This is a genomic window from Streptacidiphilus albus JL83, assembly GCF_000744705.1.
Taxonomy (GTDB): Bacteria; Actinomycetota; Actinomycetes; order Streptomycetales; family Streptomycetaceae; genus Streptacidiphilus; species Streptacidiphilus albus.
In genome coordinates, this window is the sequence record NZ_JQML01000001.1 from 1,076,216 (window position 1) to 1,097,949 (window position 21,734).

The following is a 21,734-nucleotide window of genomic DNA, read 5'->3' on the forward strand; positions in this document are numbered from 1 at the left end:
AATTGCCCGGCGCCCCATGATCACCGCTCACTAGACTGCCGGGATGGCCGACACCTTCGAGCCGCCGCAGGCGGTGCACATCCGCAGCCCGCTCCGGTTCCTGTGGTGGCTGGTGGTGAGCCAGCCCCGGCGGATCGCGGCCGGGGCGACGCTGGGCAGCCTGTGGATGGTGAGCCTGGCGGCACCGCCCTACCTGCTCTCCCGAGCCATTGACGACGGGCTGCGGCCCAGGCACGCCGGTGTGCTGCTCGGCTGGGTGGCCGTGCTGTTCGCCGTGGGCGTGCTCACCGCCTGGCTCGGCATCATGCGGCACCGGACGATGACCCGGATCCGGATGGACGCCTCCTTCCGTACCGTCCGGGTGACGATGCGTCAGGCGACCCGGCTCGGAGCCGCGCTGACCCGGCTGGTGACCGCCGGTGAGGTGGTCGCGATCGGGATGAGCGACGTGCAGACCATCGCGCTCTCGCTGACGGTGGTCGGCCCCGGCTTCGGCGCCGTCGTCGCCTATCTGGTGGTGGCCGCGCTGCTGCTGGCCATCTCGCCGCTGCTGGCCGCCGTGGTGTTGGCCGGGGTGCCGTTGATCGGGCTCACCGTCGGTCCGCTGCTGCGGCAGGTCCAGCGGATCGACACCGGCTACCGCGAGCGGCAGGGCGCGCTGACCGCGCGGCTGGTGGACGTGGTGTCGGGGCTGCGGGTGCTCGGCGGACTCGGTGGCAAGGAGGTGCACGCGGCCCGCTACCACCGCGACTCCCGGGCGCTGCGCGACCAGGGCTACCGGGTCGGCGCGATGACCAGCTGGGTCGACGCGATCGGTCCCGGGATGCCGGCGCTGTTCCTGGCCGTGGTGACCTGGCTGGCCGCGCGGATGGCGGCCGAGGGCGCCATCAGCATCGGCGACCTGGTCGCCGTCTACGGTTACGTGGCCATCCTGGTGGTGCCGGTCTTCTTCCTCATCCAGGGCGGCTCCGACCTGGCCAAGGCGCTGGTCTCGGCCCGCCGGGTGGTCGACTTCCTGGTCCTGGAGCCCGAACACCGGGACGGCCCCGAACCGGTGGACGCCCCGCCGCCCGGGGCCGCGCTGCACGACCCGCTCTCCGGCGTCGGGATACCCGCCGGCCTGCTGACCGCGCTGGTCTCCGCCCGGCCCGCCGACTGCGCGGCGGTGGTCGACCGGCTCGGCCGCTTCACCCGCTCCGAGGCGACCTGGGGCGGGCTGAGGTTGGACTCGGTCGCGCTGGACCAGGTCCGCGCCCGGATCCTGGTCGCCGACAACGACGCGGACCTCTTCGCCGGCAGCGTCCGCGAACTGGTCGCCGGGGGCGGCGCCGCGGACGACGAGGCCGTCGACGCGGCGATCCGCGCCGCCGCCGCGACCGACATCGTGGACGCACTGCCGGACGGGCTGGACTCCGCGATCGCCCCGGACGCGCGCAACCTCTCCGGCGGCCAGCGCCAGCGGCTCCGACTGGCCCGGGCCCTGTGCGCGGCACCGGAGTTCCTCCTCGCCGTGGAGCCGACCTCCGCCGTCGACGCCCACACCGAGGCCGCGATGGCGGCCGGGCTGCGCGCCGCGCGGACCGGGCGGACCACCGTCGTCAGCACCGGCTCGCCGCTGCTGCTGGACCGGGCGGACCTGGTGCTGCACCTGGTCGACGGCCGGGTCTCGGCCACCGGCACCCACCGTGACCTGCTCCGCACCGACCCCGGCTACCGGGCGCTGGTGGCGCGCGACGCCGACCAGGAGGCCGAACGATGACCGCCGCCCTGCCCGTCGCCGGGCCCGCCCTGGTCCGCCGGGCCGTACTCGGCGAGATCCGCGCGGACCGGCCCGTCTTCGCGGTGATCCTGCTGCTCAACGCACTCGCGGCGGGCGCGGGACTGGTCGGCCCGTGGCTGCTCGGCTCGATCGTCGACACCGTCAAGAACGCACCGGGCCACGCCGCCGTGGCGACCGTGGACCGGCTGGCCCTGGTCATCGTCGGCTGCACGCTGGCCCAGGTGGTGCTGAGCCGCTACGCCCTGTACGTCGGCTCCCGCTTCGGCGAGCGCACCGCCGCGCGGATCCGCGAGCGGTTCCTCGACCGCACCCTGGCGCTGCCGGCCGCCACCGTGGAGCAGGCCGTCGGCGGCGACCTGGTCACCCGGGGCACCACCGACGTCACCACGGTCGCGTCGACGCTGCGCGACGCCGTGCCGGAGGTGGTCATCGCCCTGGTGCAGATCCTGTTCATCATCGCCGCGGTGCTGGTGATCGACCCGCTGCTCGGCCTCTGCGTGCTGTCCTCACTGGTCGTCATCTCGGTCGTGCTGCGCTGGTACCTGCGCCGGGCCCGGGCCGGCTACCTCGCCGTGAGCGCGGCCAACTCGGTACTCGCCGAGGTCCTGACCACCACCGCGAGCGGCGCGCGGACGGTCGAGGCGCTCGGGCTGCAGCAGCGCCGGACCGAGGCGTCCGAGGCGGCGATCGCCACGGCCGTCCGGACCCGGCTGCACACCCTGTGGCTGCGCACGGTGCTGTTCCCGACCGTCGAGATCTCGTACATCCTGCCGGTCGTCTGCGTCCTGCTGGTCGGCGGGTACCTCTACGACGACGGACTGGTCTCGCTCGGCGCGGTCATCGCCTGCGCGCTCTACCTGCGGCAGGTGGTCAGTCCCCTGGACACGATCCTGACCTGGGTCGAGGACCTGCAGAGCAGCAGCGCCTCCTACGCCCGGATCGAGGGCCTGGCCGCCGCGCCGCAGGCCGGGGAGCCGAGCCGGGTCGAACCCGCCGACGACCGGATCGAGGTGGCCGGCGTCCGCTACGCCTACGGCACGGGCCGCGAGGTACTGCACGGCGTCGACCTGGACATCCGGCCGGGCGAGCGGCTCGCCGTGGTCGGTCCCTCGGGCGCGGGCAAGTCCACCCTGGGCCGGCTGCTGGCCGGGGTCGACCGGCCGGGGGCGGGCGCGGTCACCGTGGGCCGGGTCCCGGTCGCGGACCTGGCGCCGGAGCGGCTGCGCCGCCAGGTGGTGCTGGTCACCCAGGAGCACCACGTCTTCCACGACACCGTGCGGGACAACCTGCTGATCGCCCGCCCGGACGCCGCCGACGCGGAGCTGCACGCCGCCCTGGCCGCCGTCGGCGCCGACTGGGTCGACGAACTGTCGGCGGGCCTCTCCACCCTGGTCGGCGGTGACGCCCACCCGCTGGACGGCGCGCAGGCCCAGCAGCTGGCGCTGGCCCGGGTGGTGCTGGCCGACCCGCACACGCTGATCCTGGACGAGGCCACCGCCCTGCTCGACCCGGCGACGGCCCGCAGCGCGGAACGCGCGCTGGCCGCCGTGCTCAAGGGCCGTACGGTGATCGCGATCGCGCACCGGCTGCAGACCGCCCATGACGCGGACCGGGTCGCGGTGATGGAGGCGGGGCTGGTGGCCGAGCTCGGCAGCCATGACGAGCTGGTCGCCGCCGACGGCGCCTATGCGGCGCTCTGGCGCTCCTGGCACGGCGGCTGACGGCCCCCCGGGCCTGGCCTGTCCGTGCCTCCTCCGCCCCTCAGGCCTCAGGCCTCAGGCCTCAGGCCTCAAGCCCCGACCAGGTGCAGCATCGCCCAGAGCGCGGCGGTGGCGGCGACCAGCGCGGCCGGCACCGACAGCGCGCCGAGCCGGGTGAACTCGCCGAGGTCGGGCTCGGCGTCGTGCTCGCGCAGCACCCGCCGCCACAACAGGGTGGCCAACGAGCCGACATAGGTGAGGTTCGGGCCGATGTTCACGCCGATGAGCGCGGCCAGCACCGGTCCGGGGCCGCCGGAGGCGAGCACCGGCAGCAGCGCCAGGATCGCGGGCAGGTTGTTGATCACATTGGCCAGCAGCGCGGCGACCGCCGCGACCGCCAGCAGCGCGGGCAGGCCGTCGCCGTGCGGCAGCAGCCGGCCGACGGCGCCGCCCATGCCGTTGTCGACCACGGCCTTGACCACGATGCCGAGTGCCAGCACGAAGAGGCAGAACAGCGGCCCGGACGCGGCCACCAGCCGGGCCGGGGTGGTCCGCCGCAGCCGCAGCGCCCGCGCCCCGAGCACCAGGGCACCGGCCAGCGCGGCCCAGGCCGGGTTGAGCCCGGCCAGTGAGCTGACCCCGAAGCCGGCCAGGGTACCGCCCAGCACCAGCAGGGTGAACAGCGGCAGCGGAGGCCGTTCGGTCGCCGGGCGGGGGACGGCCGGGGCCGAGAGGTCGGCCCGGAAGAAGCGGCGCAGCACGACGTACTCCACCCCGATCGCCAGCAGCCAGGCCGGGGCCATCAGCAGCGCGAACCGGGTGAAGCTCAGCCCGGCGGCGGTGAAGGCCAGCAGGTTGGTCAGGTTGGAGACCGGCAGCAGCAGCGAGGCGGAGTTGGCGAGGTGCGCGGTGGCGTAGACGTGCGGCCGGGGGCGCGCGCCGGTCCGGGCGGCGGTGACGAAGACCACCGGTGTCAGCAGCACCACCGTGGCGTCCAGGCTGAGGACGGCGGTGGTGAGCGCGGCGACCGCGAACACGCCGCCCAGCAGCCGGACCGGGGTGCCGCCGCAGGTCCGCGCGACCAGATCGCCGGCGGCGGTGAAGAGCCCGTCGTCCGCACACAGCTCGGCCAGTACCAGCACCGCCGCCAGGAACCCGACGACCGGCAGCAGGGTCCGGGTCTGCGCCCAGGCCGCGCCCGGCGACACCGCGCCGAACGCCACCAGCAGACCGGCCGCCGGAACCGCCGCCACGGCCTCCGGCCAGCCGCGCGGCCTGGCGACGGCGAACACCAGCACCATCAGCAGCAGCACGACGGAGACGATCTCGGCGACGACGGCGTCCAGGACGGAACCTTCCCATGGGTGGGTGCGGCCCTGCGGCGACCACTCCCCCCCAGCATCCCATCCCGCCCCGCGGCCCGGACCGGCGGGCCTGCGGACCTCAGCTGGGCGTCGCCGGTATCCCGTGCCCGGAGGCCTCCGCGAGCCGGACCCGGACGCCGGAACCGACCCGGACGCTCAGCCGGAACGGGAACCGTCCGCCGACCCGCTCGGGCTCGAAGGCGATGTGGGCGAAGGCCGCCCCGGGGGTGCTCGCGGCCGCCAGCCGGTCGAGCTCCGCCTCCACCCGGGCCCACTCCTCCGCCGGGACGTACTGCTGCATCACCGAGTGCCAGAGCACCGTCAGCGTCCCCGGACGCAGGTCGATCCCGGCGAGGAAGTCGCCGGCGCCGGTCGGCTCCACCCTCGCCGGGTGGTCGGCCGCGAGCCGCAGCGCGCCCGCCAGCCGGTCGAGCCGGTCCGACTGGTCCGGCCAGACGTAGGCGCGCAGGGCGAGCGCACCCGCCTCGGACAGCGGGTCGATCGGGGTCAGGTCGCAGCCCCGGCGCTCGACCACGTCCAGCTTCGGGTGCGCGGCGGCGGCCTCGACCAGCCAGCCCGGCGCCCCGCCGGTCCAGCCGTCGGCGAGCCGGACCGGTGAGTCGACCGGCCCCCAGGCAAAGCCGCCGGCCGTGTAGCGGTGCTGCTCGGGACGCAGGTTGAGGCCCGCGCTGGACCCCAGTTCGAAGAGCCGGACCGGCAGCGGCGCGGCAGTGACCGCGTACAGCAGTCCGGCGATCAGCAGATTGGACCGGCCGACCTCGTTGGTCTGCGGCGGTCGGGTCATCCAGGACCGCACCCACGGCAGTTCGGCGGCGACGGTCGCCCGGAACGCCGACCAGCACTCCTCGGCCACCTCCGGCGACCAGGCCCCGCCGGCGCTGGGGTAGTACCCGGCCAGCTCCGGCGCGCGACCGCTGAGCACCAGCGCGTGCACCGCTCCGGCGAGGCGCAGCGCGACCGCGTCCGGCCCCGGGGCGTCCTCGTGGCCGGCGACGGCCTCGGCGCACGGGCCGCCGGCCCGGATGTCGTCGGCGGCCCGGCGCAGCAGCAGGCCGTAGAGGCCCGCCCCGTAGGCCGCGCAGCCCGCAGCCTGGATCTCGAACATCCGCGCGATCCGCTCACGTGACTGCGGTACGGTCCGCCGGCCTGTCGCCCCGTCCATCTGCTGCTCCTTACTGATCGACTCTTGCTGATCATGTACCCGTCCCAGGACCGCTGTCGGCAGGTCGGCGCCGTGACCTCGATCACTGACCCCCGTCCCGGCCCCGGGCTCTCCCTGCTCGGGGGGCAGGGTGAAGACTGGCCCGCATGACCGAGAACGACACGAAGGGAAGTCTCGGATGACCGACCTCCGCGCCTGGACCTGCCAGTCCGCCTCGACCGACCCCGGTCCGCACGCCGCGCTGCTGGACGCGCTCCCCACCGACCTCCGGGAACTCACGGCCGTCGTGCGCAACCTGGTGGTGCACTACCGCGCCGGCGGCGTCGAACTCGACGCCGAGCGGCTGGCCGAGGTGGACCTCCGCCGGCTCGACCGGCGGCTCGACGCCGACCAGCGGCGCTTCGGCGCGCCCCTCGCGGCCCGCGGCCGCGGGCCGGGCGGGTCGCCGGCTGTTGCCGCGACTTCACCCTGCTCACGGTGGCGGCGCTGCGGCACCGCGGCGTACCGGCCCGCAGCCGGGTCGGCTTCGTGGGCTACTTCGACCCGGGCTTCCACAGCGACCATGTGGTGGCCGAGTACTGGGACGGCGGGCGCTGGGTCCTGGTCGACGCCGAACTGGACCCGGCCACGGACCGGCCGTTCGATCCCGTCGACGTGCCGCAGTCCGTCGGCGGCTTCCGCTCGGCGGCCCGGGTCTGGACGGACCACCGCCGGGGCCTGATCGACGGGGCACGGATCGAGCGCTACGGCCTGGCCCCGGAGACCCCCTTCCGCGGTGCCTGGTACGTCCACAACTACGTGCTGCTGGAGCTCGCCCACCGCCGCCGTGACGAGCTGCTGCTCTGGGACAGCTGGGGCGCGATGGCCCAGGGGCCGGACGGCGTACCGGCTCCCGAGCTGGTGGACGAGGTGGCCGGGCTGCTGCTCGCCGCCGACTCGGGCGACGCCGCCGCCGAGCGGGAGCTGGCCGACCGCTACGCGGCCGACCCCCGGTTGCACCCCGGACCGCGTGTCCGCAGCTTTTCCCCCACCGGTATCTTTGGCTGGACGGACCTGGACCCCGCGCCCGACCGGACGCGCTGACCGGACCGGGCGGACACGCCGGGCCGGGCACCGGGCAACCGCAACGCAGCGGGCGGCGTCCTCCCTCCCGATGGCCCGGGAGTCCCCCGCCCGGCGCCGCACCGCACAGAGAGCCGAAGGACCGAGTGAAGACCGCGTTCCGGATCGCCGGAATCCTGATCGTCGTTTCCGCTCTCGGCTTCTGCGTCCAGCAGTGCCGCATCGGTGTGCGCAGCCCCAGCGAGATCGGCAACGGCTTCTCCTGCGGCCCCGCGATCGTCGCCATGTTCCTGGGCGCGTACCGCGCCCCGCACGAGGTCGACCGGGACCTGGAGTACTCCAGGTGCCAGTCGGCCGGTCAGCGCCAGTCCCTGCCCGGCATCGAGGTCGGCTTCGCCGGTGTGGTCGCCGGGGGTGTGCTGTACCGGATCGGCCGACGCGAACGGTCCTCGGTCGGTCGGGCGAGCACCTCCCGGTGACCGGGGCCCGGTGACCTTCCCGGCCGGTTGTCAGTGGTGCCCGCTAGCGTCGTTCGGTGTCGGAAACATCGGACGACGGCGTTGAGGTGACGGAGCCTCACCGGACGGAGGAACCATGACGCTCCCCGAGATCGTGTCCCGCGAACAGTGGCTCGCCGCACGCAAGGAGCTGCTGCTCAGGGAGAAGGAACTGACCCGGCAGCGGGACGCCCTCAACGCCGACCGGCGCCGGCTGCCGATGGTGCGGGTCGAGCAGGAGTACGCCTTCGCGGGCGAAGAGGGCACGGCCACCCTGCGGGAGCTGTTCGGCGACAGCAGCCAGCTGATCGTCCAGCATGTGATGTTCGCTCCGGACTGGGCGGACCCCTGCCCCGGGTGCAGCGCGGACCTCGACGAGTCCACCCCGGCCCTGCTGGCCCACATCCGGGCCCGCGACACCGCGTTCGTCCGGGTCTCCCGCGCGCCGTGGGCGAAGCTCGCCGCGACCCGGGCGGCCCGTTCCTGGACCTTCCCCTGGTACTCCTCCTACGGCAGCGACTTCAACTACGACTTCCACGTGACCATCGACAACGCCGTGGCCCCGCCGTTCTTCAACTACCGCGATCCACTCGAACTGGCCGACGCCGGCCAGGGCTGGCTGGGGCAGGGCTCGCACGAGCAGCCCGGCTACAGCTGCTTCCTCCGCGACGGCGACGCCGTCTTCCACACCTACTCGACCTATGCCCGGGGCACCGAGAACGCGGCCCCGGGCGCCTACGCCCTGCTCGACCTGACCGCGCTGGGCCGCCAGGAGGAGTGGGAGGAGCCCAAGGGCCGCGTCGCCAGCCCCGGCGCCGCCGATCCCAGCTTCAGCTGAGGCCCCGGCTCACTCCGGCAGGGCGGCGGCCAGGGCCTCCAGCTCGGCCGTGGTCATGCTGCCCGGCGCGCGGCGCTCGCGGGCGAAGCGGACGGCGATCCGCTGCAGCAGGTCGTTCACCGGCGTGGGGACGCCGAACCGGCGTCCCAGCAGCGCGATCTCGCCGTTGAGGTAGTCCGCCTCGGTCGCGCCGGTGCCCCGGGCCAGGCTCTGCCAGGTGGAGCCGCCGGCCCGGAGCACGCCCTCCACCGGGACCACGTCCATCCGGTCGCGCTGCACCGCGCGGCGCTCGTCCTCGTCGGTGAAGGCGATCCCGGCCGCCGCCAGTGCCGCCTCGCCCTCGGCCCGGGCGCGCCGGTAGAGCAGGTCGAGCAGTTGGTCCTTGTCCGGATCCCGGCCGAGGACCGCGTCCAGGGCGTTGCCGAGGTTGTTCAGCAGCTTGCCGTACTTCCAGCGCATCACGTCCGGGACGACCGGGGCCGCGAAGACGCTCGCGGCCAGGTCCGCCGCGATCTGCTCGATCAGCGGGTCGGTGCCGTGCGGATAGCGGCCGACGGTGAGGATGCCGCTGAGCGGGGCGGTGTGGGCGGCCACCACGCCCGGCTCCAGGTGGCTGGCCGGCAGCCAGACGCAGAGTCCGTAGACCCGGCGGAAGGTGCGCAGCGCCACGCGCTCGTTCTCCACCCCGTTCTGGGCGCAGACCAGCGGCAGCAGGTCCGCGGCGATGCCGTCGCCGACCGGGGCCTGGCCCCACTGCTCCAGCACGGCCGCCGTGTCCTGGGACTTCACCGCGAGGACGAGCACGTCGTCGGCGCGGAGCCGCAGCGCGTCCGGGCCGTCCGCGGCCGGGATGTCGAGGGTCCGCGCGCCCTCGGGGGTGACCAGCCGCAGTCCGCGGTCGCGCAGCGCGGCGTAGTGCGCGCCCCGGGCCACCAGCACCACCTGCTGCCCGCTCTCGTACAGCCGTCCGCCGATGGTGCCGCCCACGGCACCCGCCCCGATGATGATGTAGCGCATGCCGGGATCATCCCAGTCCCGGCGGTTCCACCACCACTCCGGGTAACGACTGGAACACGGTTTCCTGGGAAACGTGAAGATGATGTATTCGGACCGTCAAAACGGCAACTACCTTGATGCCCCACATAGTTGGAAGGGGGCAAGGTTGACCGGCATGTCCCGTCTGACCGTACTCGTCCTGGACGGACCGGGTACGGCGCACCTCATGCTCGCCGGTGAGCTCGACCGGACCACGGCTGCGGAGTTGGATTCCGCTGTCACCACCGCCCTGGCCCACCCCGCCGTCGAGCGCATCGTCGTCGATGTCGCGCTGCTCGGGTTCTGCGACTCCGGCGGCCTCAGCGCACTGATCGCAGCCGCCCTGCACGCCGCCGACCAGCACGTCCTGCTGCACCTCGACCAGATCCGGCCGCCGTTGGAGCGGATCCTGCGGGTCGCCAAGCTCGACCGGCTGCTCTGCCCGCCGGGCCGCTCCGCCCAGTGACGGCGGCGGTCCCCGGAGGGAACCACGGACGCACCGCGACGGCGGGGTCCGGATCCGTTACCGGTCCGGAGCCCGCCGTCGGCGGTGCCGGACGATCGGCTAGGCCATCGCCCCCACCCGCTGCTGCTTCTGCAGGTGCCGGTTGATCACCTGGTCCATCAGCGCGACCAGCACCCCCTTCACCGACGAGCGCTCCCGCGCGTCGCAGTAGACGACCGGGACGTCGTCGCTCAGCCCCAGCGCCTCGCGGACCTCCTCCAGCTCGAAGGTGTCGGCCCCCTCGAAGTGGTTGACCGCCAGCACGAACGGGGCGGCGCGCTCCTCGAAGTAGTCGACGGCCGGGAAGGAGTCCTCGATCCGCCGGGTGTCCGCCAGCACCACGGTGCCCAGCGCCCCCTCCACCAGGTCGTCCCAGAGGAAGGAGAATCGGTCCTGCCCGGGCGTTCCGAACAGGTACAGCACCAGCGAGGCGTCGAGGGTGATCCGGCCGAAGTCGAGCGCGACCGTGGTCGTGGTCTTGCCCTCGACCCCGGCCAGCGAGTCCACGCCCACCGAGACCTCGGTGATGGCGGCCTCGGTGTCCAGCGGCTCGATCTCGGAGATCGTGCCGACGAACGTGGTCTTGCCGACGCCCAGCCCGCCGCTGACGACGATCTTGGCTGCCGTCGGCACCACCTCGGGGGACGGCTCCCGGGTCTGGCTCCCGTGGTGTCCCCGGTTGCGGTCCCGGTTGTTGCGGTTCTCAAAGCGCCCGGACATGGTCCCTGATCCTTTCCATCACAGCGAGCGGGACTTCCCTGGGCTGGTGGCAGGCCAGCAGGTCGGCCGCGACCAGGTCGCCGATCAGCACCCTGGCCACGCCGAGCGGTACGCCGATGCCGGCGGCCACCTCGGCGACGGACTGCGCTGTCTGGCACAGGGTGACGATCCGCCGCCGCTCGAACTCCAGTGGCGCGAAGAGCGCCCCGGGGACCGCCGTGACCAGGGTCTCCAGCCGAAGGTCGTCCTGCATCGGGCGGACCCGCCCGCCGGTCATGATGAAGGGGCGGACGAACATCTCGTCCAGCTCCCGCTCGGCACCGCCGCCGCCGTACCGCTCCTCCTCGTTCATCGCGGCAGGGCCTGCCTCAGGTCGGCGATCAGGGAGGGCGTCAGCAGGTCGCCGGCGCGCTCGGCGAGCACGGCGATCTCGTAGCCGATGAGCCCGAGTTCGGCCTTGCTGTCCGCCAGCACGCCCACGCAACTGCCGTCCCGGACGGCCGAGACCAGCAGGAAGCCCCGCCGCATCTCGATCATCAGCAGCTTCATCCCGTCGAAGTCGTAGCGCCGGGAGGCACTGCGGGCCAGGCTGGCCAGGCCGGAGACGACGGCCGACAGGTGGTCGGCGTCGGTGCGGCCCAGCCCCTCGGAGACCGCGATCAGCAGCCCGTCGGAGGAGACCGCGATGGCGTCCCTGACCCCGTCCGTGTTCCGGACGAAGTTGGCGAGCAGCCAGTTGAAGGTCTGGGTCCCGGAGGAGTGGGTGCTGGTGGGCACACTCATGGTGTTGCCTTTCCGTCGGTGGCGGGCGGGGTCTCGCTCTCGATCGGGGACACGGCCTCGGTCTCGCTCCGGGCCTCGGTCTCACCGCGCGGCTCGGCGGGGACCGACAGCATCGGCGCGGCCGATCCGACGATCTGCTCGCCGCGCTGGTGCGCGGAGTGGAAGGAGGAGAGCATCGACCGGACGTCCTCCGGGCTGCGCTCCGGGGTCCGCTCCTCGCCGGCCTGCCAGCGGCCGGAGGCCTCGGTGACCGCGGACGGGATCGAGGTCCGCTTGGGCCGCTTGACCAGTCCGTTGCGGGTCCGGGCGGCCGAGGCGCCGCGCGCGCCGGCGCCGACCATGTCCTCGTAGGCGCCGCGCGGCGGGACGACCGACGCGGCCTTCCCGGCTGCGGCGGCGGGCGCCAGGTCCGGGTCGGGCCGGCCGATGCTGTACTCGCTGCCGAGCCTGGCGGAGGTGCGGATCGGCGGCAGCGTGCCGGTGTCGATCTCCCGCTGGAGCTCGGGGGCGTCGTCCGCCGGCAGTGGCCGACCGGCCCAGTCGGGCACCGAGTCACGCGCACTGTCCACGGTGGACCCCTCTGCGAGCAGGGCGTTGGGGAGCAGTACCCGGGCCACCACACCGGCGGCCGGGGCGTCTCCCAGGCGGACCTCGATGCCGTGCCGGCGCGCCAGCGCACCGCACACGTAGTGACCCAGGAAGCGGGTCGGTTCGGCCATGAAGCTGGCCGTGCCGGAGAGCCGGACATTGGCCTCGGCGATCGCCTCGGTGCCCATGCCCAGACCGTGGTCGACGATGGCGATCAGGTACCCGGCACTGGTGCGCCGGCCCTCGATCTCGACGTCGACGTCGGGCGGGGAGAAGCTGAGCGCGTTCTCGACCAGCTCGGCCAGCAGGTGCGCGACCTCGGCCACGACCGCACCGGTGACCTTCACCGGGTCGACCCGGCGGAGCGTCACCCGGCGGTACTCCTCCACCTCGGACAGCGCGGCCCGGATCACGTCGGTGACGGTCAGCGCGGTCGCCCACGGACGCGGGCTCGTCTCTCCTGCCAGCACCAGGAGGGACTCGGCGTTGCGTCGCATGCGGGTGGCCAGGTGGTCCAGCTCGAAGAGGTTGGCGAGCTGCGCCGGATCGGCGTCCTCGTGCTCCAGCTTGTTGATGAAGCCGATCTGGCGGCGGACCAGGTTCTGGTTCCGGCGGCCGAGGTTGACCAGCGAGTCGGTGGTGTTGCGGCGCAGCACGGTCTGCTCGGTGGCCAGGTCGAAGGCGACCCGCTGCACCTGGTCGAAGGCCTCGGCGACCAGCCGGACCTCGACCCCGGCGCGCCTGGGCACCGCGACCGGCTGCGGCGGTTGCTGCTCGCCGCCGCCCTCCTGCACCCGGGCGACCGCCCCGGGCAGCCGTCCGGTGGCGATCTCCCCGGCCTCCTGGGCGAGTTGGGCCAGCGGACCGGAGATGGACCGGATGCAGGCCACGGCCAGGGTGCCGAGCAGCGCGAAGACGAACAGCGCGAGCAGGCCGTAGAGCACCAGCGTCCGCCGGGCGTCCGCCTGCAGCACCTGGGCCCGCGCGGTGATCTCGTTGCCGAAGGCGACCTGGACGGTACGCATGTCGTTGACGGTCAGCGTGAGGGCGTTGTACCAGGCCTGGCTGGGGATGGCCTTCTCGCTCAGCCTGCCGCCGCCCTGGGTGGCCATCAGGTCCCAGAGCGCCATCTGCTGGGCGTAGGGCCGGCCCCAGATGGCGTCGACCTGGGCCTCCTGCGCGGGCGTGGCCCACAGCCGGACCTGGTCCAGGCCGGACAGCCGGTTGGCCCGGGCCTCGGTGAACTCGGTGTACCAGTCGCTGGGGAAGTGCCCGAGCGGCAGCGAACCGGTCATCAGCGCGCGTTCCTCACCGGTGGCCTCCTTGGCGTTGCCGAGGGCCAGCAGCGCCTGGATGCCGTTGCGCAGCGCCGGGTCCTGGGCCTGCTCCAGCCCCAGGGTGAGTCCGGTCAGCGACTTGTTGGTGGTGGTGAAGTAGTTGTACGTGGTGATCACGTCGGCATTGCCGTCGTCGAGGGCCTGCCGGATCGGGTACAGCCCCTGCACCTGGAGCAGCCCCTGGCGCGCCTGGTCGGAGGCGGCGTCGTGCCGACCGGCGATCAGTGCCTGCACCGCCGCCAGCTTGGCGTCGGTGGCCTTGCGCTGGACCCGCAGCTGGGGCCAGAAGGAGGTGGTCCCGCTGGCGACGCCGTTGCTGAGTCCGCGCTCCTTCTGCATCTCGTGGACGAAGCTCTGGAGCGAGATGAGGACCTTGACCTCCTGCACCGTCGAGGACGCCTGCCGGTCGGTCGAGAGCTGCTGTGCCGCGACCACTCCCGTCAACGACATCACCAGGGCGAGCGCGATCAGCAGAATGCGAATGAGTTTCGCCCTGATGGTGACCGGCGCGACCACCGAATTCCAAATACGGCCCCGTCTGCGCGGCGGCCCATGCTTGATTTCACCTGCCGGCTCACGTACTTTTAACGCCTGCCTGGTCACATTCACTTTTCCTCCGGCGGGTCTGTTGCCGTCGCCGGACCCTGCTTGCGGGAACGCCCGCCCCTTCGGTCCCGCAGGGCCCGAAAAATCAACAGACCACACCCTACCCACGCATTCGCGCTGTCCGAGCGGTGTTCGACCGATATCAATTCTTTCCAGTGAACGTCAATCGGGGGCGAACGTTTCGCCGCCGTTCGCGCAGGCCTTCGACCGTGGCATTTGACCGGCATATTCGGCCGCCCGGGAACGGAAAAGGCCGGAGCGGCTCGGACATCCGTCCGTTCCGCCCCGGCCCGGCCCCGGGGGGCGGCCGCCGCGCGCTTCGTTGACGCGCCGCCCGACGACGACTACTCGACGACGAGCTCGACCTCGATGTTGCCGCGGGTGGCGTTGGAGTACGGGCACACCTGGTGCGCCTGCTCGACCAGGGCGCGGCCGGACTCGCCCTGGAGCTCGACCGGGAGCTCGACCCGCAGCACGACGGCCAGGCCGTAGCCGCCCCGGCCGTTGCCGCCGATGCTCACCTCGGCCGTGACCGAGGCCTCGCTGGTGTCGACCTTCGCCGCCCGGCCGACCACGCTCAGGGCGCTGGCGAAGCAGGCCGCGTAGCCGGCGGCGAACAGCTGCTCGGGGTTGGTGCCCTGACCGTTGCCGCCCAGCGACTTCGGCGGGGCGAGGGTGACGTCGAGCAGGCCGTCGGAGCTGACGGCACGGCCCTCACGTCCATTGGCGGTGGCGACAGCGGTGTAGAGCACGTCCATGGTGATCCCCTTCTCGTGGGCCGGTCGTGGGCGCCGGGTTCTCCTTCACACTAGCAGCACACAACTCAATTGCACACAACTCAGTAGTAGACTGAAAGCATGACGATCGCCACAGACCCGACCACAGACGGACCCGGTGACGGAGTCGGAGCGGGAGCCGGGGACGCGACCGGGGACGCGGAGGACCTGCTCCGGCTGGAGCACCAGGTCTGCTTCGCCCTGCACAGCGCCTCCCGTGCCTTCGGCGCGGTCTACCGCGAAGCGCTGCGCGATCTGGACCTGACGTACCCGCAGTACCTGGCCATGCTCACGCTCTGGGAGCACGGCGAACTGCCGGTCAAACGGATGGGTGAACTGCTGCGACTGGACTCCGGCACGCTCTCGCCGCTGCTGAAGCGGCTGGAGGCGGCGGGGCTGGTCCGGCGCGAGCGCAGCTCCGCCGACGAGCGTTCGGTCATCGTCCGGCCGACCGCCGCGGGCGCGGCGCTGCGGCTGCGCGCCCGCGACGTGCCCCGGCAGATCGCCGCCGGCACCGGTCTCGACCCCCAGGATCTGCGCAGCCTGCACACGATGCTGCTGAACCTCACCGAACGGCTGGACGGCGCGGTCCGGCCGACCGGCGGGGAATGATCGATCGGGGTACCCGAACCCGTGTCAGACTGTGCCTGCAATCGCCAGACACAGGAGGTCCCCATGGCCGATGACGCAGCCGACGCCGCCGAGAACACCGAGGCAACCGACGCCCCCGAGCACCAGAGCCCTCAGGACGACCTGAAGCGCAAGTTCCGTGAGGCCCTGGACCGCAAGCGCGGTCCGCAGGGCGACGCCGCGGCCGGCGCGGGCGGCACGGACCAGTCCAAGGTCCATGGCACCCACGCCAAGTCCGGCGGGCAGCGCGACTTCCGGCGCAAGAGCGGCTGATCCCGAGGCGGGCCGTCCTCGACGCCGACGGCCGACCGTCACCGGTCCGCTGTCACCGGTCGAAGTCGACGACGGCCTGCTCCGACAGCAGTTCGGTCTGGCAGGTGAGCAGGTAGCCCGCTGCCAGCTCCTCCTTCTCCAGGGCGAAGTTGCGCCGCATCCGGGCCTCGCCGTCGACCAGCAGCGCCCGGCAGGTGCCGCAGACCCCGCCCTTGCAGGCGAACGGCAGGTCCGGGCGGACCCGCTGCGCCCCCTCCAGCACGGTGGTGCCGCTCGGCAGGTCGAGCGTGGTCTCCCGGCCGTCCAGCCGCACCGTCAACCGGGCCGAGGGCCCGGTCGGCTCCGGCTCCAGGTGACGCAGCGTCGGCAGCGCGCCCCCGGCGGCGTCCTCGTCGGCGTAGAAGAGCTCGCGGTGGACCCGGTCGGCCGGCACCCCCGCGCCGTCCAGCGCCGCGCAGGCGTCCTCGACCAGGCCGAGCGGCCCGCAGAGCCACCAGCCGTCCACGTCGCCGACCTCCACCAGCGCGCCGATCAGCGCGGTCAGCCGGTCGCGGTCCAGCCGTCCGCTGAACAGCTCCGCCTCGCGCGGCTCCCTCGAGAGCACGTGGACCAGCTGGAAGCGGTCGAGGTGACGGTCCTTCAGATCGGCCAGCTCGTCCGCGAACATGACCGTGTCGCTGCGCCGGTTGCCGTAGAACAGGGTGACCCGCGAGCCGGGCACGTCGAGTGCGGACGCGGCGATCGACAGCACCGGGGTGATCCCGGAGCCGGCCGCGACCAGCGCGTGGTGCGCCGGGCGGCTCAGGTCCGGGGTGAACCGGCCGAGCGGCGGCAGCACCTCCACCGTGTCGCCGACCTGCAGCCCGTGCAGCAGCCAGTTGGAGAACAGCCCGCCGGGCACCTCCCTGACCCCGATCCGCAGCGCCCCGCCCAGCGGCGCGCAGATCGAGTACGAGCGCCGCTCGTCCCGCCCGTCGACCTCGCGGCGCAGGGTCAGCGACTGTCCGGGACGGAACGCGAACTCCGCGGCCAGCTCCTCGGGGACGTCGAAGGCCACCGCCGCGGCGTCCGCGCACAGCGGCTCGATCGCGGCGACCCGCAGCGTGTGCCAGCGGTGCTTGGCCGCCCGGGCGCCGGGCTCCACCGACGTGGTGGTGCGGGACTCGGTCGTGCCTGCCATCACAGCTCCTTGACCTGTTCGAACGGCTCCAGGCAGCTGCGGCAGCGGCGCAGCGCCTTGCAGGCCGTGCCGGAGAAACGGCTGGTCTCCTCGGTGTCCGCGGAACCGCAGCGGGGACAGCTGACCAGGGTCCGGGTGGGCGTCAGCGCCAGCGGGACCGGGGCGCCGGGCGCGCGCCGGGGCGCGGCACCGGGCGGGGCGATGCCGTGGGCGGCCAGCTTGGCCCGGCCCTCGGGGGTGATCCAGTCCGTGGTCCACGGCGGGTCGAGCACGGTGCGGACCGCGACCCGGGTGAACCCGGCCGCCCGCAGCGCGGCGTCGACGTCGGCGCGCATCTCGGCCAGCGCCGGGCAGCCGCTGTAGGTGGGCGCCAGGCCGACGGTGACTCCGCCGTCGGCGGCCACGTCCACCTCGCGCAGCACGCCGAGTTCGGCGAGGCTGACCATGGGCAGCTCCGGGTCCACCACCTGGGCGGCGGTGTCGCGGGCGAGTTCCTGCAGGGTCACCACGTCGCCTCCGGGTCGGCCCGGGCCACGGACTGGAGTTCGGCGAGCAGTCCGGCCAGGTGCGGGGTGTGCTGCCCGTCCCGTCCCGAGCCGGCCTCCACGGCCGCATCGGCCTCGGCGGGCAGGTCGAGCCCGGCCGCCTCCAGCACCCGCAGCAGCGTCTGTTCGACCTCGGCCCGCGCCCCGGCCCCGGCCGACTGCTCCAGTTCGGTCAGCAGTTCCTGCCGGTGGGGCCAGACCTGCGCCAGCGCCTGCCGCATCCGCCGGCGCGACTCCTCGGTGCCGTCGCCCAGCCGCACCGTCCACTGCGCGGCGTGGTCGCGGTGGTAGGCGAGTTCACTGACGCCCTTGGCCGCGACGGCGGCCAGCACCGGGTCGGGGTGTGCCGTCAGCGCCTGGAACCGCGCGAGCCGCCAGCTGGAGAAGAGCAGCAGCCGGGCGACGCACTCGGCGAAGTCGCCGTTGGGCAGCTCGACCAGGTGGACGTTGCGGAACTCCGCGGGCTCGCGGAAGTAGGCCAGGGCGTCCTCGTCCCGGCCCCGGCCCTCGGCCTGGCCGGCCCGGGCCAGCAGCAGCCGGGCCTGGCCGAGGAGGTCCAGGCCGATGTTGGCGAGGGCCACCTCCTCCTCCAGCTCCGGGGCGCGGGTGCACCATTCGGCGAGCCGCTGGGCGGCGACGAGGGCGTCGTCGCCGAGGGCCAGGCAGAGCGCCGCGACCGCCGCCGGGTCGATGCCGGGCGGCAGCGCGGTGTCGACGCCGTGCAGCGGGTCCTCGAAGCCGGTCCCGAAGGCCCAGCGGGTGTCGCCCTCGGCCGGAGCCTCGGCGAGGGAGAGGTAGACGTGGTCGTCGGTCATGGCCGCCTGCTCGTCAGATGTGCGGGATGTCGTCGGGGATGGCGTAGAAGGTGGGGTGGCGGTAGACCTTGTCGCCGCTGGGGTCGAAGAAGGAGTCGCGCTCGTCCGGGGTGGAGGCGGTGATGGCCTCGGAGCGGACGACCCAGATGCTGACGCCCTCGTTGCGACGGGTGTAGAGGTCGCGGGCGTTGGTGAGCGCCATCCGCTCGTCGGGGGCGTGCAGCGAGCCGACGTGGACGTGGTTGAGTCCGCGCTTGCCGCGCACGAACACCTCGTAGAGCGGCCACTCGGAGCGGGCGGTCATGGCGTTGCCTCTCGTGTCGCAGTGCTGCCTTCGGCGGGCGTTTCCGGTGACGCCGCCCGCGCGCGGCGCGCGGCGTGCGCCGCTGCGGCCTCGCGCACCCACGCGCCCTCCTCGTGGGCCTGCCGCCGGCGTTCGACCCGGGCGGTGTTGCAGGGCCCGTCGCCGGTGATCACCCGCTGCAGCTCGCTCCAGTCGGGGGTGCCGAAGTCCCAGCTCTCGCGCTGCTCGTTCCACTGGAGTTCCGGGTCCGGCAGCTGCACGCCCAGGCGCTGGGCCTGCGGGACGGTCATGTCGACGAAGCGCTGCCGCAGTTCGTCGTTGCTGTGGCGCTTGATCCGCCAGGCCATGGACCGGGCGCTGTTGGGCGAGTCGCCGTCCGGCGGCCCGAACATCATCAGCGAGGGCCACCACCAGCGGTCCACCGCGTCCTGGACGGCCGCCCGCTGGCCGGCGCTGCCGCTCATCATGGTCAGCAGCAGCTCGTAGCCCTGCCGCTGGTGGAAGGACTCCTCCTTGCAGATCCGGACCATGGCCCTGGCATAGGGACCGTAGGAGCTGCGGCAGAGCGGCACCTGGTTGCAGATGGCGGCGCCGTCGACGAACCAGCCGATGACGCCGACGTCGGCGAAGCTCAGGGTCGGGTAGTTGAAGATCGAGGAGTACTTCTGCCGGCCGCTGATCAGCCGCTCGGTCAGGTCCCCCCGGTCCGCGCCCAGGGTCTCGGCGGCGGAGTAGAGGTAGAGGCCGTGTCCGGCCTCGTCCTGGACCTTGGCGAAGAGGATGGCCTTGCGGCGCAGTGAGGGGGCCCGGGTGATCCACTCCCCCTCCGGCTGCATCCCGATGATCTCGGAGTGGGCGTGCTGGGCGATCTGCCGGACCAGCGTGGCCCGGTAGCCCTCGGGCATCCAGTCCCGGGGCTCGATGCGCTGGTCACGGGCGAGGAGGTCGTCGAAGCGCGCTTCGCCGTCCGGCTCTGCGGCGCGGGTCGCCGCCGGTGTCTCCGCTGCGGGCATGGGTGTCACTCCCTGGGCAGGCTGTCTGACTCAAGACTACCGAACGGTCGGTCGGTACTCAAGAGCCGGCCGGCCCGGCGCAGCTCAGACCCCCCGGACATCACCCCCGCGGACCCGCAGCACGGTGGCGACGGCCTCCGCCAGACCGGGCAGGTCGGCCTCGGCCAGGGTGGAGACGGTCACCCGCACCCCCGGCGGCGAGCCCAGCCGGAACCGGGCCCCGGCGCCACCGCCCAGCCGCGCTGGAGCAGCCCCGCCACGACGGCGGTCTCGTCCGGGACCGGGATCCAGACGTTCAGCCCGCTGCGCCCGTACGCCCGCACCCCGCGCGCGGCCAGCTCCGCGAGCAGCCCGTCGCGCCGGGCCCGGTACGCGGCGGCGGCCGGGGCGGTGTCCTCGGCGGCCCAGAGCGCCGCGACCGTGCGCTGCAGCAGGTGGCTCACCCAGCCGGCGCCGAGCCGCTGGCGCCCGCGCACCCGGTCCAGCGTCTCCGGGTCACCGGTCAGCACGGCGACCCGCAGGTCCGGGCCCAGGGACTTGGCGGCCGACCGGAGCAGCGCCCAGTGGGCGGTGGTCGGCCGGCCGTCCGGCCCCGCGCAGAGCAGGTGGCAGGGCAGGTCGACGATGCCGTGGCCGTGGTCGTCCTCGATCAGCAGGACGCCGGGGTGCGCGGCGAGCAACTCCCGCAGTTCGGCCGCGCGGCGGGCGGTGACCGCCGCGCCGGTGGGGTTCTGCGCCCGGCTGGTGACCACCACGGCCCGCACACCGGCCTCCAGTGCGGCGGCCAGGTCGGCCGGGAGCGGGCCCTCGTCGTCGACGGCCATCGGCAGCGGTTTCAGTCCGAGCGCCGGCAGCAGGTCGAGCAGGCTGCCCCAGCCCGGGTCCTCGACGGCGACCAGGTCGCCGGGGCGCAGCCGGGCGAGGAAGAGCCGTTCGATGGCGTCGAGCGAGCCCGAGGCCACCGCGATCGGCCGGCCGCCCGGCACCGGCGGCAGGTCGGCCGCGAAGGAGCGCGCGGCCAGGTCGCCGAGCCCGGGGTCGAGGGCCGGCCCCCCGTAGAGCACCGGGTGGGCCGCGTGGGCCAGGGCGGCCTGGTGGACCGCGCTCTCCAGGTCGGGCAGCAGGGCGGTGTCGGGGTTGCCGCCGGCGAGGTCGCGGGCCCCCTCGGGCACCGCCAGCCGGACCGCGTCGCGGGGGGTGAGCGCGAGCCGGGGACGGATCCGGCTGCCGCGCCGTCCGGCGGTCTCGATCACTCCCCGGTCCCGCAGCGTCCGGTAGGCGGCGGCGACGGTGTTGGGGTTGACGCCGAGTTCGGCCGCCAGGTCGCGGAGCGCGGGCAGCGCCTCCCCCGGCTGCAACGCGCCGCTCTCGACGGCCTGTTCGATGTCGGCGGTGATCTCTGTGGCACGCCGCCCGCTGATCCGATATTCTCCTAGCACAAACGAGACTATGAACTAGTACATAGTGGCTGTCAAATACCGGACGCCGAACACCGAGAGGAGTCCCCGTGCTGATCAACCCCTGGGACCGGGGAGCCGACCAGGAGTGGCGCGACTGGCTGTCGACCCGCGACTTCGGCCTGCTCGCCGCCAACGGTACCGACGGCGGCGCGCCCGTCCTCGTCCCCACGCCCTTCCTCTACACCGGCGGCGACGAGGTGCTGCTCCACCTCGCCCGCCCCAACCCGGTCTGGGCCGCGATCGAGGCGAACCCGCGGCTCACCCTGGCGGTGACCGACGACGACGCGTTCGTCCCCGGCCCCTGGCGGCCCCCGGCCGACACCCCGCCCGAGCACGGCGTGCCCACCGCCTACTACGCCTCGGTCCACCTGGTCGGCACCGCCACCGTCATCGACGACCCGGCGGAGAAGGCGGCCCTGCTGGACCTGCAGCTCGCCCGCTTCCAGCCGGAGACCCCGCTGGCCCCGATCGTGCCGGGACAGGCGCCCTTCGGACGGATGCTCTCCGGAATCCGCGGCCTGCGCCTCGCCCTGACCGAGGTACGGCCGAAGTTCAAGTACGACGACAAGAAGGACACCGGGACGCAGACCTCCGTCGCCGAGCGGCTGGCCGAGCGCGGACGCCCGCGCGACGGCGGCGCCCGCGAGCAGCTGCTGCGCCGCCGGGACGCCCGCTCCGGCTCCTGACGGTGCGTCGGCAGTGGCGCGGCGGGCCGACGGTGCGTCAGTCCACCGGCGGGA

22 protein-coding genes and 1 pseudogene are annotated in these 21,734 nt (G+C 73.8%); 9 read left to right on the forward strand and 14 right to left on the reverse strand.

Going from position 1 to position 21,734, the window contains the following annotated elements:
- Positions 1 to 43 precede the first annotated feature (43 nt).
- Both BS75_RS04620 and BS75_RS04625 read left to right on the forward strand, forming a co-directional pair.
- Positions 44 to 1,759 carry an ABC transporter transmembrane domain-containing protein gene (locus tag BS75_RS04620; protein ID WP_034087278.1) on the forward strand — a complete coding sequence of 572 codons (1,716 nt, stop codon included), beginning with the start codon at positions 44 to 46 and terminating at the stop codon, positions 1,757 to 1,759.
- Positions 1,756 to 3,501, forward strand: coding sequence for an ABC transporter ATP-binding protein (locus BS75_RS04625; RefSeq protein ID WP_034087279.1), 1,746 nt, complete (start codon positions 1,756 to 1,758; stop codon positions 3,499 to 3,501). The genes BS75_RS04620 and BS75_RS04625 overlap by 4 nt, the downstream gene beginning before the upstream one ends.
- Before the next feature lie 68 nt (positions 3,502 to 3,569).
- On the opposite strand, the gene BS75_RS04630 is transcribed toward BS75_RS04625, so the two are convergent.
- Together BS75_RS04630 and BS75_RS04635 are read right to left on the reverse strand one after the other, a co-directional pair.
- Positions 3,570 to 4,793, reverse strand: coding sequence for an SLC13 family permease (locus BS75_RS04630; RefSeq protein WP_267970530.1), 1,224 nt, complete (start codon positions 4,791 to 4,793; stop codon positions 3,570 to 3,572).
- A gap of 130 nt (positions 4,794 to 4,923) precedes the next feature.
- Positions 4,924 to 6,027 carry a DUF2332 domain-containing protein gene (locus tag BS75_RS04635; RefSeq protein WP_052069176.1) on the reverse strand — a complete coding sequence of 368 codons (1,104 nt, stop codon included), beginning with the start codon at positions 6,025 to 6,027 and terminating at the stop codon, positions 4,924 to 4,926.
- A 201-nt stretch (positions 6,028 to 6,228) separates the two neighbouring features.
- On the opposite strand from BS75_RS04635, the gene BS75_RS43185 reads away from it, so the two are divergent.
- From BS75_RS43185 to BS75_RS04650, 3 genes are all read left to right on the forward strand, one after another.
- Positions 6,229 to 7,110, forward strand: a complete 882-nt coding sequence (locus tag BS75_RS43185) for a transglutaminase-like domain-containing protein (protein WP_269330730.1) — start codon at positions 6,229 to 6,231, stop codon at positions 7,108 to 7,110.
- Positions 7,111 to 7,235: 125 nt separating this feature from the next.
- Positions 7,236 to 7,568 carry a hypothetical protein gene (locus BS75_RS04645; RefSeq protein WP_034087281.1) on the forward strand — a complete coding sequence of 111 codons (333 nt, stop codon included), beginning with the start codon at positions 7,236 to 7,238 and terminating at the stop codon, positions 7,566 to 7,568.
- A 115-nt stretch (positions 7,569 to 7,683) separates the two neighbouring features.
- On the forward strand, positions 7,684 to 8,424 hold the full coding sequence (locus BS75_RS04650) for a DUF899 domain-containing protein (protein ID WP_034087282.1): 741 nt from the start codon (positions 7,684 to 7,686) through the stop codon (positions 8,422 to 8,424).
- Positions 8,425 to 8,433: 9 nt separating this feature from the next.
- On the opposite strand, the gene BS75_RS04655 is transcribed toward BS75_RS04650, so the two are convergent.
- The gene (locus BS75_RS04655) at positions 8,434 to 9,441 is read right to left on the reverse strand and encodes a ketopantoate reductase family protein (protein ID WP_034087283.1); all 1,008 of its coding nucleotides are present in this window, start codon (positions 9,439 to 9,441) and stop codon (positions 8,434 to 8,436) included.
- Between the two features lie 154 nt (positions 9,442 to 9,595).
- Between BS75_RS04655 and BS75_RS04660 the strand changes: the two genes are divergently transcribed.
- Positions 9,596 to 9,925, forward strand: a complete 330-nt coding sequence (locus BS75_RS04660) for an STAS domain-containing protein (RefSeq protein ID WP_034087284.1) — start codon at positions 9,596 to 9,598, stop codon at positions 9,923 to 9,925.
- A 99-nt stretch (positions 9,926 to 10,024) separates the two neighbouring features.
- Here BS75_RS04660 and BS75_RS04665 read toward each other — a convergent pair whose 3' ends face one another.
- From BS75_RS04665 to BS75_RS04685, 5 genes are all read right to left on the reverse strand, one after another.
- Positions 10,025 to 10,684, reverse strand: coding sequence for a GTP-binding protein (locus tag BS75_RS04665; RefSeq protein WP_081982101.1), 660 nt, complete (start codon positions 10,682 to 10,684; stop codon positions 10,025 to 10,027).
- The gene (locus BS75_RS04670; RefSeq protein ID WP_034087285.1) at positions 10,668 to 11,036 is read right to left on the reverse strand and encodes a DUF742 domain-containing protein; all 369 of its coding nucleotides are present in this window, start codon (positions 11,034 to 11,036) and stop codon (positions 10,668 to 10,670) included. Before BS75_RS04670 ends, BS75_RS04665 begins: the two co-directional genes overlap by 17 nt.
- Positions 11,033 to 11,467: a roadblock/LC7 domain-containing protein gene (locus BS75_RS04675; protein ID WP_034087286.1), complete on the reverse strand. Its 435-nt coding sequence runs from the start codon at positions 11,465 to 11,467 to the stop codon at positions 11,033 to 11,035. Before BS75_RS04675 ends, BS75_RS04670 begins: the two co-directional genes overlap by 4 nt.
- Positions 11,464 to 13,908, reverse strand: coding sequence for a sensor histidine kinase (locus BS75_RS04680; RefSeq protein ID WP_052069177.1), 2,445 nt, complete (start codon positions 13,906 to 13,908; stop codon positions 11,464 to 11,466). Before BS75_RS04680 ends, BS75_RS04675 begins: the two co-directional genes overlap by 4 nt.
- A 434-nt stretch (positions 13,909 to 14,342) precedes the next feature.
- A complete protein-coding gene (locus tag BS75_RS04685; protein WP_034087287.1) occupies positions 14,343 to 14,756 on the reverse strand; it encodes an organic hydroperoxide resistance protein in 414 nt (137 codons plus the stop codon).
- A 99-nt stretch (positions 14,757 to 14,855) separates the two neighbouring features.
- Here BS75_RS04685 and BS75_RS04690 point away from each other — a divergent pair, with 99 nt between their 5' ends.
- Positions 14,856 to 15,386 (forward strand): MarR family winged helix-turn-helix transcriptional regulator, encoded by a 531-nt coding sequence (locus BS75_RS04690; protein WP_081982102.1) that lies wholly within the window; start codon positions 14,856 to 14,858, stop codon positions 15,384 to 15,386.
- Between the two features lie 63 nt (positions 15,387 to 15,449).
- The gene (locus tag BS75_RS04695) at positions 15,450 to 15,677 is read left to right on the forward strand and encodes a DUF5302 domain-containing protein (protein WP_034087288.1); all 228 of its coding nucleotides are present in this window, start codon (positions 15,450 to 15,452) and stop codon (positions 15,675 to 15,677) included.
- A 52-nt stretch (positions 15,678 to 15,729) separates the two neighbouring features.
- Here the strand turns inward: BS75_RS04695 and paaE are convergent, their stop codons facing one another.
- From paaE to BS75_RS43190, 6 genes and pseudogenes are all read right to left on the reverse strand, one after another.
- On the reverse strand, positions 15,730 to 16,857 hold the full coding sequence (paaE, locus tag BS75_RS04700) for a 1,2-phenylacetyl-CoA epoxidase subunit PaaE (RefSeq protein WP_034087289.1): 1,128 nt from the start codon (positions 16,855 to 16,857) through the stop codon (positions 15,730 to 15,732).
- Positions 16,857 to 17,303: a 1,2-phenylacetyl-CoA epoxidase subunit PaaD gene (gene paaD / locus BS75_RS04705; RefSeq protein ID WP_081983204.1), complete on the reverse strand. Its 447-nt coding sequence runs from the start codon at positions 17,301 to 17,303 to the stop codon at positions 16,857 to 16,859. The genes paaE and paaD overlap by 1 nt, the downstream gene beginning before the upstream one ends.
- 56 nt (positions 17,304 to 17,359) lie before the next feature.
- Positions 17,360 to 18,217 carry a 1,2-phenylacetyl-CoA epoxidase subunit PaaC gene (gene paaC, locus BS75_RS04710; protein ID WP_034087291.1) on the reverse strand — a complete coding sequence of 286 codons (858 nt, stop codon included), beginning with the start codon at positions 18,215 to 18,217 and terminating at the stop codon, positions 17,360 to 17,362.
- Positions 18,218 to 18,230: 13 nt separating this feature from the next.
- On the reverse strand, positions 18,231 to 18,521 hold the full coding sequence (gene paaB, locus BS75_RS04715; RefSeq protein ID WP_034087292.1) for a 1,2-phenylacetyl-CoA epoxidase subunit PaaB: 291 nt from the start codon (positions 18,519 to 18,521) through the stop codon (positions 18,231 to 18,233).
- Entirely contained in the window at positions 18,518 to 19,534 is a 1,017-nt protein-coding gene (gene paaA, locus BS75_RS04720) for a 1,2-phenylacetyl-CoA epoxidase subunit PaaA (RefSeq protein ID WP_034087293.1), read from the reverse strand. Before paaA ends, paaB begins: the two co-directional genes overlap by 4 nt.
- An 84-nt stretch (positions 19,535 to 19,618) precedes the next feature.
- Positions 19,619 to 20,973 (reverse strand): annotated as a pseudogene (locus tag BS75_RS43190) (aminotransferase class I/II-fold pyridoxal phosphate-dependent enzyme).
- 68 nt (positions 20,974 to 21,041) lie between these two features.
- On the opposite strand from BS75_RS43190, the gene BS75_RS04730 reads away from it, so the two are divergent.
- On the forward strand, positions 21,042 to 21,680 hold the full coding sequence (locus BS75_RS04730) for an FMN-binding negative transcriptional regulator (RefSeq protein WP_034087294.1): 639 nt from the start codon (positions 21,042 to 21,044) through the stop codon (positions 21,678 to 21,680).
- Positions 21,681 to 21,734 lie beyond the last annotated feature (54 nt).

What these genes read in the sequence shown, in the direction of transcription:
- BS75_RS04620 (WP_034087278.1), top strand. Translation starts at nt 44, where the DNA reads ATGGCCGACACCTTCGAGCCGCCGCAGGCGGTGCACATCCGCAGCCCG.
- BS75_RS04625 (WP_034087279.1), top strand. Translation starts at nt 1,756, where the DNA reads ATGACCGCCGCCCTGCCCGTCGCCGGGCCCGCCCTGGTCCGCCGGGCC.
- BS75_RS04635 (WP_052069176.1), bottom strand. Translation starts at nt 6,027, where the DNA reads ATGGACGGGGCGACAGGCCGGCGGACCGTACCGCAGTCACGTGAGCGG.
- BS75_RS04650 (WP_034087282.1), top strand. Translation starts at nt 7,684, where the DNA reads ATGACGCTCCCCGAGATCGTGTCCCGCGAACAGTGGCTCGCCGCACGC.
- BS75_RS04655 (WP_034087283.1), bottom strand. Translation starts at nt 9,441, where the DNA reads ATGCGCTACATCATCATCGGGGCGGGTGCCGTGGGCGGCACCATCGGC.
- BS75_RS04660 (WP_034087284.1), top strand. Translation starts at nt 9,596, where the DNA reads ATGTCCCGTCTGACCGTACTCGTCCTGGACGGACCGGGTACGGCGCAC.
- BS75_RS04665 (WP_081982101.1), bottom strand. Translation starts at nt 10,684, where the DNA reads ATGTCCGGGCGCTTTGAGAACCGCAACAACCGGGACCGCAACCGGGGA.
- BS75_RS04670 (WP_034087285.1), bottom strand. Translation starts at nt 11,036, where the DNA reads ATGAACGAGGAGGAGCGGTACGGCGGCGGCGGTGCCGAGCGGGAGCTG.
- BS75_RS04675 (WP_034087286.1), bottom strand. Translation starts at nt 11,467, where the DNA reads ATGAGTGTGCCCACCAGCACCCACTCCTCCGGGACCCAGACCTTCAAC.
- BS75_RS04685 (WP_034087287.1), bottom strand. Translation starts at nt 14,756, where the DNA reads ATGGACGTGCTCTACACCGCTGTCGCCACCGCCAATGGACGTGAGGGC.
- BS75_RS04690 (WP_081982102.1), top strand. Translation starts at nt 14,856, where the DNA reads ATGACGATCGCCACAGACCCGACCACAGACGGACCCGGTGACGGAGTC.
- BS75_RS04695 (WP_034087288.1), top strand. Translation starts at nt 15,450, where the DNA reads ATGGCCGATGACGCAGCCGACGCCGCCGAGAACACCGAGGCAACCGAC.
- paaE (WP_034087289.1), bottom strand. Translation starts at nt 16,857, where the DNA reads ATGGCAGGCACGACCGAGTCCCGCACCACCACGTCGGTGGAGCCCGGC.
- paaD (WP_081983204.1), bottom strand. Translation starts at nt 17,303, where the DNA reads ATGGTCAGCCTCGCCGAACTCGGCGTGCTGCGCGAGGTGGACGTGGCC.
- paaC (WP_034087291.1), bottom strand. Translation starts at nt 18,217, where the DNA reads ATGACCGACGACCACGTCTACCTCTCCCTCGCCGAGGCTCCGGCCGAG.
- paaB (WP_034087292.1), bottom strand. Translation starts at nt 18,521, where the DNA reads ATGACCGCCCGCTCCGAGTGGCCGCTCTACGAGGTGTTCGTGCGCGGC.
- paaA (WP_034087293.1), bottom strand. Translation starts at nt 19,534, where the DNA reads ATGCCCGCAGCGGAGACACCGGCGGCGACCCGCGCCGCAGAGCCGGAC.